Consider the following 12,993-nt stretch of genomic DNA (forward strand, 5'->3'; position numbering starts at 1 on the left):
GTCAAATAAGGGATTTTCACTTGTATTAACAGGCAGCTATCGGTATTTTCGTTTGAACACAACATAAAAATGCTGGAGCAGCAATGACTCAAGAAAATCAAAGCACTTTGCACCCAGAACTCGTCTTAGGTGATGTGCTGCCTTCTTACAACGATAATAATAATTCTAACCACTTATACGTTTCATTATCAGAATTAGTGATGGATCGTGTCTTCTACCACCCAAGTATCGAGAGTCACTTAGATACTTTGACTGATATTGAAAAAACGTCTTTAGAAGCGATCCTTGGCGATAAAACAGTCGATGAGCATTTTGTTTCGACCTTAGTGATTGCCATTCAAGCTGCCGTTCAGCCAAATCACACTTCTGTTCGTATCGCATTAAGCAGTGCAGACAGCTATGGATTCCGTTCGCTGCTTGGCGGGAACTGTGAAGCAGAAGAGATTAACCCTGCACTAGGTGTTCGTGGCGTTGCTCGTTACGCGACACCAGAATACAGCAAGGCTTTCGCTTTAGAATGTCAGGTTATTAAGGCATTACGTGAGCAGGGCATCAACGTTGAAGTAGTTGTGCCTTACGTTCGTGCGTTAAGCGATGCCGCTAAGATTATTGACCTGCTTGCCGAGCAAGGGCTACCACGCGGCCTTAACGGTTTGAAAGTACTGTTCTCGTGCGATGTGCCGTCTGCAGTGCTACTGAGCGAACGTTTACTGCATTACTTCGATGGTGTAGTGGTAAACGTTGATAGCTTAGCGTCTTTCACTTTAGGCGTAGACAAACACAATGAAGCTCAGCAACACGCTTTTGATCCACAAAATGAGGCGGTCATTACTTTGTTGGATATGATTGTTAAAGCAACCCTGAACGCGAAGAAGCCAGTGCTGCTAGTAACTCAAGGCTTAGTGGATTACCCACGTCTACAAGGTTACATAGCTGATCTTGAAGGCGTAGAAACGGTCGTGACTGCATAAATCGGTTTGTTGTCTTAGTAAGTCAACTGGCTCTATCCGTTTATTTGAAGCGCTAAAGCTTTGAGAATGAAAGAGATATCATTATGCGATGATATCTCTTTTTTGTAACATTTTTTTGACATCTCTATCGCTAATCGATTAACTGGTCTGATGACTGATTTGACTAGGTAATCCGAATGTTGACCCCTCTACAAAAAGCAAATTTCTACTTAAGCATGTTTGGCTTTTTCAAAGTCCCACTTATCTGGTTGTGCCGACCAAAACTACTCGCGTTGGACAACCAACATGTTGAAGTGAAAATCCCGCTTAGAAGGCGTACTAAGAATCACCTTAACAGTATGTACTTTGGCGTTTTGGCTGTAGGTGCGGATGTCGCGGGTGGGTTTCTTGCGATGAGCAAATCTCAGCAGCAAGGTGAAAAGATCTCGTTGGCTTTTAAAGAGGTGACGGGTAACTTTTTGAAGCGCCCTGAAGGTGATGTGCATTTCACTTGTAACGACGGTGAGCTGATCAACACTATGCTGGCAGAAACCATGTCGACCGGAGAACGGGTCAATCAACCCGTAACCATTATCGCGACTTGCCCATCTTTACATGGTGACGAGCCGATGGCGGAGTTCACGCTTACGCTTTCAATTAAGAAAGTCCCTTCAAGAAAATAGCGATTAAATAATAGATTTTGGTTTAGAAGTCATGGGTAACGTTGAAGAGATAAAACAACGGTATGTGAATGGTTTCCACATACCGTTATAGAGAACTTTATAACGGCTCTATGACTCTTGAGTGATCTGCTCAATATCAACTATTTTTGAACGGTTCATAACGATCTTCCAACGGTAGTAGGTTGGTTCGTTATCATGGTTGTTCTCTTTAATGATCAGGTTGAGAAGATGACGCTTTTCTACTGATTCGCGGCTCACTTGTCCTTCATTCAAGCGGTAGATCTTGTTTGAGCCTTTATCCATCAACCGTGTCAGCGCTCTGAGGCTGATCGATAACGTTTCACGAGTCTCCTCATAACCACTCATAAAGGTCGATGTCGACATCTCAGTATGAGAGCGGTAATGCAAGATTTGCTCTTCACGTTGTACCACACGCTTTTTACGGATCGACTGAATGCGATCTGCAAGCTTAGAAAAATTTGCGTAGTCCAACCATTCCAGTTTATGGCCTACTGACTTGTTGGTCGTTGGATCATAGTAACGACGCTTCCATTTTGGCTTGCCTTTACGCAGCCAGCGCCAAAGGATGTCTCTCAAGTCATCTTTAAAGATCTCACGCAGTGCGTAAATGAAAGACATTGCCACGATGAAAGAGGCGGTAATCTCACCAAGAAAGTCACGAGCCAAGATCACAGTAGTGGTCACGACAACCATCACCAAACCGGTCGCGATGCCTTTCACGGCACGCTTAACGTTCTTACCCATCGACGTTGTCTTTTCTTTAAGCACGATAGGGTGTTCAATCAAACGACGCAGCAAACGCATCTTGTTACTCAAGCGGGTAACGTCCTCTCGAACTCTTGCTGAGTTGTAGCGGTTCAGTTTACGGTGCGCGGTCTCTTTATCACAAAGCGTTAAGAGTCGTTCTTTAATCGTTGAATACTCACTACCTCGTGGCATGTGTGAAACTAGCGATAGGAACTTTTGCTCGGTATACCAAGATAGGTAGTTATCGATATTAGCGTAGTAGCGCTTGAGATTTTCTTCGTAAGGGATGCTTCGGCGTAGCTTCTTCAAGATATCTAAAGCCAATTCAATGACTTCATCTACTTCATCAGCCGTTACGTCGTCACTATCAGTTTTATTTAAGCTGCTGACTGCTTTATCTAACGCGATAACATATTGGTAGGCAAACAGACTCAAACTGACACGATACTGTGTTGTAGATAAGCGTCCACGTTTTGCCAAGCGACTGTGTACCAAAGGTAAAAGTGTTTTGTCACTATAGTAGGCACGTTTTTGAGTGATTGAGCTGTAGAAAAAGGCACTTTCAGAAAGCACTTCAGGAGTCAGTCCAAGTTCACCGGGAATGAATAGATAAACGTCCATGTCGAGCTTTTTGGTCTTAGCCATGGCATGGTTAATTTTAAGTGTTATCGCATCTTGTTTATCAACGGTGATCAACGATGTCTCCTAGAATGTAAAAATATGAATGAAACTAGCGAAAGCATATCAGAGATCACGTATAATCTCCGCCAAATTTAAAGTAGAGACAACCTTGATGATTAATATTGGTCAAATAAACAACTTAGAAGTAGTAAAACAAGCAGACTTCGGTGTATTCCTTGACGCGAGCGACTATGGAACCGTGTTGCTGCCGAAACGATTTACTCCTGAAGGTGTTGAAATTGGTCAAAAGCTAGATGTTTTCTTATACATAGATTCTGACAACCAGATCGCTGCAACGACTGAAAAACCAATAGCTCAAGTAGGCCAGTTTGGTTTGATGACGGTTGAAGGTGTTAACAGCACTGGTGCATTCATGAGCTGGGGCGTGAAAGGTAAAGACCTTCTTGTTCCTTTCAGCGAGCAGCGTGGCCGTTTAAACGAAGGTCAGTCAATCTTAGTATATGTGTATATCGATAAAGCATCGAGCCGTATCGTTGGTACAACGAAGTTCAACAAATGGTTAGACAACACGCCTGCGACTTATAAGCAAAATGAGCAAGTCGATCTCATTATCGCTGAGCGCAGCCAGTTAGGTTACAAAGCGATCGTGAACGGTGAACACTGGGGTATGATTTTCCCATCTGACATCATCGGTAAGCTGTTCATTGGTAAAACACTAAAAGGCTACATTAAAAACGTTCGTGAAGAAGACGGTAAGATTGATTTGTCTCTTCAGAAGGTTGGTGTGGCTAAGATGGATGACCTAAGCACTAAGGTTCTTGACCTGCTTGAGAAGAAAGGCGGTTACCTGCCTTTGAATGATAAGTCTTCTCCTGAAGTTATTTTCTCTGCATTCAGAACCAGCAAAGGTACGTTCAAGAAGACAATTGGTGGTCTATACAAATCTGGCAAGATCACTATCGACAAAGAAGGTATCAGCTTAGTTAAGTAAGCGGTCCTTTCGGTCAAAAAAAAGCCCAAACCTTCCTGTTTGGGCTTAGGGGAAAGGGCTCCGAAGAGCCTACGCTAATCGTTTTAATCTTTTGACTGTTAGATTGAAGTATAGTTTAGATTCTCTAAAGTGCGATTTTTCTTTTTGGAAATAGTGACTTGAATTGATATTTATATAATTAGCTGTTGATTTACAAGCGCTCGCACACTGACTTATATGGCCGATAGAATAGAAAAAGCCCAAACAATTAACGTTGTTTGGGCTTTTTGTTTATTAAGGTGTATTCAGTGCGAACGCTTTTAGAAAAGGTTCTTATCGCGCACGAGTTCGCGTGGTAAACCGTTCTTCACTCGGTTGCCAACCCACTTACCAAGGCCGATGATTGCACCATTGTACTTCACTAGTACTTCACCTTTTCCTGACAAGTTTTCAGGGCGAACATCGCGGCCCATGAACCATTCACGAGCATCTTCAATACTAAGCTCTACAACATTAGCTTCATTACTTGTTGCGAGCGTTGTCGCTACTTGGTGCTGCCAGCGGTAACCTTTTTTATGGGTTTCAGCGATCTTGATTCCCATGCGAGAAAAACGGAACTCACCGATCATCGGCTCTAGCGCTTCTGGGAATAGCCAAACGTATTTGTCGCGAATCCAAACCTGAGTATCGCTTGGCAATTCGATATCGAGAGTACTCATTAGTTGTTCAGCGACTTCTTGCTGAGTTTTCTTTGATGCTTTTTCAAATGGGAATTTACCCATACGTTTTTTAACTTCTGGTGGAGTAACAGACGCTAGTTTACGGATACGTGCAACAAAGAAACCTTCAGAGTCATAGACCTGTGGGAAGATGTGAAGAAAGCCTTCTTCTGTCGTGGTTGCTTTTGCGTTGTCGAATAGTGATTCCAGAGATTCGAATTCAACCGCATCACCAAAGGTTTCTTTTAGGTGATGACACACTTGTTGGTTCTCTTCGGTGCTAAGCGTACACGTTGAGTAAACCAAAACACCATTAGGTTTAAGAGCATGGAATGCACTTTCAATCAGATCTTTTTGCGTGTCGGCAATGTCGACCACAGATTGATACGTCCAGTTCTTCATCGCATCGGCGTCTTTACGAATGGTACCTTCGCCAGAGCAGGGGGCGTCTAGCAACACAGCATCAAACTGTTCTGGTAACCAACCACCGAAAACTCGACCGTCAAAGTTACTTAGAGCGGCATTACGAACACCACAACGTTCTATGTTAGCGTGAAGGACTTTCACACGGCTTGCTGCGTACTCATTGGCAACCAATACACCGCGATTATTCATTAGCGCAGCGATTTGCGTTGTTTTAGAGCCGGGTGCAGCCGCAGTGTCTAACACCGCTTGGTAATCAGCTTCACCTTGGAAAAGTGCCGAAGGTGGCATCATCGAGCTGGCTTCTTGGATGTAGAAAAGACCAGACATGTGTTCTGCCGTATTACCTAGTGGCGCTTCACTTTCATCAGCTGTAATCCAAAAGCCCGTTTCACACCAAGGTACAGGTTCCAGTTCCCAGCCTTTCTCTTTTGCTCGTACTAGGAAGTCTTCAACACTGATTTTCAATGTGTTGATTCGAATACTTTTACGAAGTGGTTTTTGGCATGACGCGACAAAAGAAGTCATATCTAGATGACTAGGCATGATTGCTTCGATGTGCGTTAGGAATTCTTCAGGAATATATACGTTAGCGTGCAAAAGAGTATCTCGATTTATTGCATTAATGCGGGGAGTTTAAAGCAAAATGAGGCCGTCCTAAACCATATTTGCAGCAAACAACAAAAATGCAGCCTAATGGCTGCATTTTGATGAAGAATTAATCTTCCAGAAACGTCAGAGAGTTCACTCTATGGACGAGGAATTGCGGTTCTCCATGATTTCCACTCATCTTCGGCTTGAGGATAGAGGTAGAAAGACTGATCTTCGCTTGCTACTGGTTGAAGTTCATTTGTCGGTGGCGTTGAGAATGTAATACCACCTCTTAACAAGCTGTCTACCGTTCCGGCTTTGATGTTTGCGCCTGACAGGCCGATAGAGACATCGACGCCCGACACGTTCCAGAACACGGTGTTTGCGCGGATTAGATACGCGTAGTCAGGTTCTATTTGAATCGTAGATATGATGCGATCAGCAAACTCGCCCAGCTGAACATCTATAACACTGCCAATTTCTAGTTCACGGAATAGGATAGGTGTACCTTCAGATACTGAGCCGCGCGTTTCGCTTTGCAGTTGGAATATCTTGCCTTCAGGCTGCACAGGTCCTTTGCTAAGCTCAAATTTCGTGTTTCTTTCACCTTTGCCCGGGTCTACGTTGATGTGTTTAGAGAGCAGCGCAGAGACGTTTTTGATGCCATTAAGGCCAATCTCAGGTTCTGCCAACCAGAAGTGACTGTTCGTCACGGCAATCTTGTCGACGTACTCAGGTAAAATACGCGCAGTAATTTCAATGCCGCCCTTGTTGAAGTTCGGAATCACCAAAGTAACCTCACCAACAGTGACACCTTGATATTTGATCGCCATGCCCTTGTTGACTTCTTGATCGCCAGAAGAGGTGATAGTAATCGCGCGGCCAAATTTTCGAGCAGATTTTGAATCTTTGTAAAGCTTCCACACGTCACCAAGTTTGTTGTCGATTCCCGGCAGAGAGTCAAAAGCAATACCGCCTTGGATAAGGGTTTTAACTGGTGCCGCTTTAATGCTGATACCCGATAGCGACGCATCAACCTCAACGCCTGATCGGTTCCAGAAAACAGTGTGCTTGTTGAGTAAGTGTGTGTAACGATTTTCGATTGTGACTTTGATTCTTACGCCACCGTCGGCAAGCTGAAAATCAGAAATACTACCCACTTGTAGGTTGCGGTAGAGGAGTGGACTGCCTTTAGAAATTGAAGGTAACTCACTGGCAAACAAAGAAAGTGTCTTTGAACCAGACTGATTAAACTTAGCAATTTCTGCTAACGACTTACTTTGGAAAAGTTGGTAGTCCGTTCGAGCTTCAGATTTACCTTCACTCACAAAGCTAATCGAGCCGGTAAGAAGCTGTTTTGCTGGTGGGACCGTAACACTCAAGCCTGATTCGGTTAGCTCTGCAGTCGCACTACCTGTCACAAAGAAACGGTTGTGGCTTTTGATAAGGTGCGCATACTCATTATCGATAAGTGCATCCATGAAGACTTCGTGTTTTTCAGAGCCCGTACCAACACCATCAACTAATCCCACATGGATGATAGAGCCAACGGCAATGCCTTTGTAGAGAAGTTGTGTACCGACATCTAACCCGAACGAATTGTTCGACGTTAAGCGAATCGCAACGGATTTCTCTTGTTCCTGACTGAATTCATTTTTGCGGATTGCAGTAAATCGACGCGCCTTTTCACCTTCACCCGGTACCAAGGTTAAAAAGTTACCTGTCACTAAATTGGCAATGTTTTTCATGCCAGTAAGCGACAGTTCAGCCTCTTCTAGAACGAATTTACTGCCGCTGTTTAAAAAGTCACTGAATGCCGGTTGGATAGCGGCAGATGCAACGACGTTTTCACGCCCTTCACTTAGCGATAAATCAGTGATTTGACCGATTTCAATGCCGCGATACATGATCGGAGCACCCGTTGCACTGATTTTATTATCATCGGGAACGGCGATCTTGATAGAGATACCTCGACCCGCTGTCTTCAAATCTGGGTAGAGCTTGAACTTGGTATTCATCTCTACGGGTTGGCCTTCTCCCGGAGAGTCGACCGCAATTGAACCGCCAAGTAGCGCACTGAGGCTTTCTAAGCGCACGTCAACACCTGAAAATCCAATACTGGCACCTAAGCCACTGACATTCCAAAAACGGCTTTGATCGGTAATGATATGGCTGTATTCATCTTTAATTGACGCTTGAATGGTTACGGATTTAGCGTTGTCGTTTAGCTGGTAGTTGTAAACCTCACCAATTGGGATTTTACGGTAAACGATTTGAGAGCCAACAGACACGCCGCCCAGATCTTTGGTCGTCAATGAGATGTTTAGACCTTCAGAAGCCAGCAAATCAGAAGGGGACGACTCTAAAGCCTGAAAAACGGTTTCTGGCTCTTCTTTAGTTTCGCTAGGATGTATAGCGATATAGTTACCTGAAACAAGTGCATCTAACCCAGAGATACCAGACAAACTGGCCGTTGGCTTTACGAGCCAAAAACGTGTGCCTTTTGATAGTAGTTTCTTCGCTTCTGGGTAGATGTCAGCATCGACATAGATGCTCGATAGATCTTTGGATAAGGTGATGTCGCGCACCATACCCACCTCTAAGCCTTGGTAACGAATCGTTGTTCGACCTGCGACTAAACCTGCGGCATCTGAAAAGTATATCTGCACACGTTGGCCTGCATCGTGGATCGATTTCATGACCAACCAACCGGCTAATGCGACGGTTAATATCGGCAGAATCCACAAAGGTGAGATGCCTTTGTTTTTCCTTACTTCTGGTGAATATGACGTTTGTGATTGGTTATCGTTGTTCATTCACTGACTCATCTTTAGAGGTGTAGTTATCCCAAATTAGCCTAGGATCTAAGCTTTCCGCTGCTAGCATCGTGAGAACAACCACGACGCCAAAAGCGACTGCACCATAACCTGGTGTAAAGTTTAAAATTTGTCCGCGGTCGACCAAGGTCATCATGATCGAAATAACGAATAGATCCATAACCGACCATTTTCCCACCCATTTCACGATGAAATAGATGGTCATACGTTGTCTGTGGTAAATCGTACGTTTCATCTTGATACAGATTAAGATGTACGCGAGGCCCAGTATTTTCGCGACGGGAACGACGATACTGGCAATGAAAATGATCGCTGCAATGCCATACATATCGCTATTTATTAGCGACGCGACACCGGAAATTATTGTGTCTTCTAGCCTTTGTCCGTTGGTGATAAGGATAGAAATCGGGATGACGTTGGCTGGCACAATAGCCACTGATGCGGCAAACAACAGTGCCCATGTCTTCTGTATAGAGTAGGGCTTGCGGTGGTATAAGTCATGGTGACAACGCACGCAAGTATGCCCATCCGGTTGAGATAGGTGGCAGTTGTGACAGTGTACGTTCTTACTTTCAGTAAATGAGTAGTCAGATTCTTTTGTCCAAGCTTCCCAGTAGCGACGCACGCTGATGCGGCTTACCAACAATACACTGAAAAGCTGCAGAAGAATGAGGCCAACCAATCCAGGGCCGACAAAAATATCTGAGTAATCTTGCAGTTTGAAACATGAGACCGCCAAACTTACCAGAAACACATCCAACATCATCCAATGTTTTAATGTCTGGATGATGGCTAGCGCATACCTAAATGGTGTAAAAAATTTGAAGCGCAATGATAAATGGGTAATGAGTACCGATGTACACACGAGCAACGGAGCGATCGAACTGCAGAACAGGATCAGTAAGCCAAGCAGAGGGAAGCCTTCACCCATTAAAGTAAAGACGCCGGATGGTAATGTTGCAGGTATCATGACACCAATCAGGCGAATACTGATGAATTCAAAAAAGTGCGAGGGGATAAACAGCAATAAGCAGGTAATCGCAATTGCTAGGTTTCCAGAGAGGCTAGGGGTCCCGCCTCTATAAAGCTGAGTTCCGCATCTTGGGCAGTAAGCTGATTTCCCTAAAGGGATGTCCATTTTATCTACGGGAAGTTCGCAGCCCTGGCAAAGACGCACTGAGCTGCTGTCGCATTGGTGTTTTGTTGATAAAGGGTTGGTTACGGATGGGGAGGTCACGCGACCTCCCAAGTTGAAACGTAAGTTAGGTTAGCAACCCGACTTAAAGACTCAGAGCCACAAACATCAGGCGTGCGATTGCACACTGCCGTAGAGTGTTTGATAGAGTCCTTGTTGTTCAACCAATTCACCATGTGTTCCCGTCTGTGTGACTTGTCCATCTTCTAAAACATAGATTAGATCGGCTTGTTTCACCGCTGATAATCGATGAGCCACTATCAAAGTTGTGCGATCTTTCAAAAACTCGCTCAACGCTTTATGCAGTGCTGACTCTGTTGCTGTATCGAGTGCAGATGTCGCTTCATCAAGAATAACAAACTTAGGATTGCTCAGCACCATACGAGCTATTGCTAAGCGTTGTCGTTGACCACCAGACAGTCGAACGCCATTCCTACCAATTTGTGTATCTAAGCCATTGCTCAGTTGCTTGATGACATCTTGCATTTGAGCGACTTCAAGCGCACGCCACAACGACATTTCGTCGTATTCAGCACCAAGGGTCAGATTATGCCTTAATGTATCGTTAAAGAGTATAGGTTGTTGTAAAACAACGGCAATTTGATTGCGTATTACATCAAAGCTGATGTCATCGGTTGTTTCACCGTTATAGCGAATGCAACCTGAGTCTGCTTGGTAAACCCCAATCAGCAACTGGATTAACGTAGATTTACCCCCTCCACTCGCACCGACCAAAGCGACTTTTTTACCTGCAGGGATGTGCAGCGATAGCCTATTCAAAACAGTGTTTTCTAATGTGTAAGAGAATGTAACGTCTTCGATGTCAACTGTCACTTCTTGATCTTCAGTAAATGGGTTCACTTTACTGATAGGGCGCTTCTCTTCTTCTAACTGAAGAAGATCGTTGATGCGTTGTAGTGCCGCTTTCGCGCTATACCAAGAGAATTGAATCCCTAGTAGCTCTTGAACTGGGCCTAACATGAACCACAAGTAGCCAAATACCGCGAAAATCTGACCAATGGTTAAGTCACTGAATAACACCATTAGCATCGCGACGGCACGGAAAAGCTCGAAACCTAATAAGAAGAGTAGAAACGAAACACGGCCAGCAGCTTCAGATTGCCAAGCGTATTTGTCGGCATCGATTCTTACTTGGTTTGCTTGAACCTTAAGCTCATCGAGAAAGATACGCTCTTTATTCGCCGCGCGCAGTTGGTAAATGCCATCTAAGGTTTCCACCAAACGGTTTTGAAAGCGCTCAAAAGATTGGTTTTCGTATTTCTTAAGGTGTTTGACCCTGCTGCCTAGTTTACGGGAGAAATAAATCACAACAGGATTGACCAGTAAAATGAACAACCCTAAACGCCACTCTAGCCACAACAGCACGATCGCTGTACCGAACACGGTCAGGAAGCTGATGATAAATTTAGAAAGAGTCGAGCCAATGAACTTATCTATTGTCTCTATGTCTGTTATTAGGTGGGCGTTGATACCGCCGCTGCCTTTGGTTTCGTATTGTCTAATACTGATACGACCAAGCTTATCTATCATCTTGCTGCGCATTTGATAGGTAATTGTTTTGGACACAAGCGTAAACTGACGCCCTTGCAGAATGTTCAACGCTTGGCTAACGGAGCGCATGATAATCACTAACAACAAAGTTAGTGCTATATAGCCAGTCGGTGTTTGTAATGAAGATGGAAGTAGGTGGTTCATCATCTCTAAGCCTGAAGCGGGCTTATCGAGTAATACTTCATCAACCATTAATGGCATGAGCAACGGGATAGGGACACTAATGAGAGTTGCAAATATGGCAATAATGTTAGCAAACAGTAATTTGGACTTGTGTTTTTTTACTTGAGTTATTAACCAAGAACGGCTAATAGTGTCTTCTGAATTGTTCATTGTAATGAGAATAAGTCCTATTTAGTTTGATGGCCGCATTCTACTGCGTTCTCTTGATAATGGAAGTCTCAATTTAATTGGAAGTTAATATGAAAATAGAACATTACCAACGCTTAACCAAACAAGCCGTTGCATTAATTGAATCAGAAACCGATCTAACTGCTAATCTTGCTAATATCAGTTCATTATTATTCATGGAATTGGATGACTTGAATTGGGCGGGTTTCTATTTAATGAAGCAGGATTTAGCTAAGGAAAAAGACGAACTTGTACTGGGCCCTTTCCAAGGTCAACCTGCTTGTGTGCGAATTCCGGTCGGGCGTGGTGTGTGTGGAACTGCGGTTGCGACGAATACAGTTCAGCGCATTCATGATGTTCATGAGTTCGAAGGTCACATCGCTTGTGACGCTGCAAGTAACTCAGAAATCGTTATTCCGTTCTCGATTGGCGGAAAAATCGCGGGCGTTCTTGATATTGATAGCCCAAATGTTGGTCGTTTTTCTCAAATTGACGAGGACGGATTGACATTTTTCATGGCAGAAGTGGAAAAGCTGCTTAATTCGCACGCGAACAAGGCATAAATTATTCTCTTACTGTGGTTTTTCCCAAGCATCTCTCTATAATACGTAAAAATATTTTCTTAATGCTCGCGGAAAACCGCAAAAACCAGGAACCCACATGGAAAACACTGAAAAGTTAAAAAACAGCAAAGAAGTTATCGCATATATTGCTGAATGTTTCCCTAAATGCTTTACTCTAGAAGGTGAAGCGAAGCCACTTAAAATTGGTATTTTTCAAGATCTTGCTGAACGTCTAAATGAAGACGAAAAAGTAAGTAAGACTCAGCTTCGTGCAGCGTTAAGACAGTACACATCATCATGGCGTTACCTGCACGGCGTAAAAGCTGGCGCAGAACGTGTTGACCTAGACGGCAACGCGTGTGGCACACTAGAAGAAGAGCACGTTGAACACGCTAAAGCTACACTTGCAGAAAGCAAAGCGAAAGTTCAGGCTCGTCGTAAAGAACAAGCACAAAAAGCTCGTGAAGAAGGCAAAGCGAAACCTAAGGCGAAGAAAGCTCAACAGCCTCGTCGTCAAGCGCCTAAAGCACCAAAAGTAGAAAAGCCTGTAGAAACACGCGCTTTGAATGCTGACGAATTCATCGCTGGCAAAGAAGTAAATGTGAACATGGGTAAAGGAAACATGGCTGCGACCATTGTTGAAATCAATAAGGAAGATGTGCGTGTTCAGTTAGCAAACGGCCTACAAATGGTTGTTAAAGCGGAGCACTTGCGCGCTTAAAGGAGATA

The 12,993-nt window shown here is 44.0% G+C and carries 10 protein-coding genes; 5 read left to right on the forward strand and 5 right to left on the reverse strand.

Annotated features, from left to right (window positions below; genetic code table 11):
• Positions 1-83: 83 nt before the first annotated feature.
• A complete protein-coding gene (locus tag A6D97_RS19195; protein WP_017059697.1) occupies positions 84-971 on the forward strand; it encodes a putative PEP-binding protein in 888 nt (295 codons plus the stop codon).
• A gap of 176 nt (positions 972-1,147) precedes the next feature.
• Positions 1,148-1,633 carry a DUF4442 domain-containing protein gene (locus A6D97_RS19200; protein WP_017059696.1) on the forward strand — a complete coding sequence of 162 codons (486 nt, stop codon included), beginning with the start codon at positions 1,148-1,150 and terminating at the stop codon, positions 1,631-1,633.
• A 108-nt stretch (positions 1,634-1,741) separates the two neighbouring features.
• Here A6D97_RS19200 and A6D97_RS19205 read toward each other — a convergent pair whose 3' ends face one another.
• A complete protein-coding gene (locus A6D97_RS19205) occupies positions 1,742-3,097 on the reverse strand; it encodes a hypothetical protein (RefSeq protein ID WP_017063834.1) in 1,356 nt (451 codons plus the stop codon).
• A gap of 28 nt (positions 3,098-3,125) precedes the next feature.
• On the opposite strand from A6D97_RS19205, the gene A6D97_RS19210 reads away from it, so the two are divergent.
• The gene (locus tag A6D97_RS19210; RefSeq protein ID WP_017059694.1) at positions 3,126-4,034 is read left to right on the forward strand and encodes a S1-like domain-containing RNA-binding protein; all 909 of its coding nucleotides are present in this window, start codon (positions 3,126-3,128) and stop codon (positions 4,032-4,034) included.
• Between the two features lie 299 nt (positions 4,035-4,333).
• Here the strand turns inward: A6D97_RS19210 and rsmF are convergent, their stop codons facing one another.
• From rsmF to A6D97_RS19230, 4 genes are all read right to left on the reverse strand, one after another.
• Positions 4,334-5,755 carry a 16S rRNA (cytosine(1407)-C(5))-methyltransferase RsmF gene (gene rsmF, locus A6D97_RS19215; protein ID WP_065585046.1) on the reverse strand — a complete coding sequence of 474 codons (1,422 nt, stop codon included), beginning with the start codon at positions 5,753-5,755 and terminating at the stop codon, positions 4,334-4,336.
• Positions 5,756-5,904: 149 nt separating this feature from the next.
• On the reverse strand, positions 5,905-8,562 hold the full coding sequence (locus A6D97_RS19220; RefSeq protein ID WP_065585047.1) for an MlaD family protein: 2,658 nt from the start codon (positions 8,560-8,562) through the stop codon (positions 5,905-5,907).
• Positions 8,549-9,832: a paraquat-inducible protein A gene (locus A6D97_RS19225; RefSeq protein WP_065585048.1), complete on the reverse strand. Its 1,284-nt coding sequence runs from the start codon at positions 9,830-9,832 to the stop codon at positions 8,549-8,551. Before A6D97_RS19225 ends, A6D97_RS19220 begins: the two co-directional genes overlap by 14 nt.
• Before the next feature lie 54 nt (positions 9,833-9,886).
• Positions 9,887-11,683 carry an ABC transporter ATP-binding protein gene (locus A6D97_RS19230; RefSeq protein WP_017059690.1) on the reverse strand — a complete coding sequence of 599 codons (1,797 nt, stop codon included), beginning with the start codon at positions 11,681-11,683 and terminating at the stop codon, positions 9,887-9,889.
• A gap of 89 nt (positions 11,684-11,772) precedes the next feature.
• On the opposite strand from A6D97_RS19230, the gene A6D97_RS19235 reads away from it, so the two are divergent.
• Together A6D97_RS19235 and proQ are read left to right on the forward strand one after the other, a co-directional pair.
• Positions 11,773-12,264: a GAF domain-containing protein gene (locus tag A6D97_RS19235; RefSeq protein WP_017059689.1), complete on the forward strand. Its 492-nt coding sequence runs from the start codon at positions 11,773-11,775 to the stop codon at positions 12,262-12,264.
• A gap of 97 nt (positions 12,265-12,361) precedes the next feature.
• The gene (proQ, locus tag A6D97_RS19240) at positions 12,362-12,985 is read left to right on the forward strand and encodes an RNA chaperone ProQ (protein WP_017057223.1); all 624 of its coding nucleotides are present in this window, start codon (positions 12,362-12,364) and stop codon (positions 12,983-12,985) included.
• Positions 12,986-12,993: the final 8 nt, after the last annotated feature.

Source organism: Vibrio sp. ZF57 (genome assembly GCF_001691235.1).
Classification (GTDB): Bacteria; Pseudomonadota; Gammaproteobacteria; order Enterobacterales; family Vibrionaceae; genus Vibrio; species Vibrio crassostreae_C.

What these genes read in the sequence shown, in the direction of transcription:
- A6D97_RS19230 (WP_017059690.1), bottom strand. Translation starts at nt 11,683, where the DNA reads ATGAACAATTCAGAAGACACTATTAGCCGTTCTTGGTTAATAACTCAA.
- A6D97_RS19235 (WP_017059689.1), top strand. Translation starts at nt 11,773, where the DNA reads ATGAAAATAGAACATTACCAACGCTTAACCAAACAAGCCGTTGCATTA.
- A6D97_RS19210 (WP_017059694.1), top strand. Translation starts at nt 3,126, where the DNA reads ATGAAACTAGCGAAAGCATATCAGAGATCACGTATAATCTCCGCCAAA.
- A6D97_RS19200 (WP_017059696.1), top strand. Translation starts at nt 1,148, where the DNA reads ATGTTGACCCCTCTACAAAAAGCAAATTTCTACTTAAGCATGTTTGGC.
- proQ (WP_017057223.1), top strand. Translation starts at nt 12,362, where the DNA reads ATGGAAAACACTGAAAAGTTAAAAAACAGCAAAGAAGTTATCGCATAT.
- A6D97_RS19220 (WP_065585047.1), bottom strand. Translation starts at nt 8,562, where the DNA reads ATGAACAACGATAACCAATCACAAACGTCATATTCACCAGAAGTAAGG.
- A6D97_RS19195 (WP_017059697.1), top strand. Translation starts at nt 84, where the DNA reads ATGACTCAAGAAAATCAAAGCACTTTGCACCCAGAACTCGTCTTAGGT.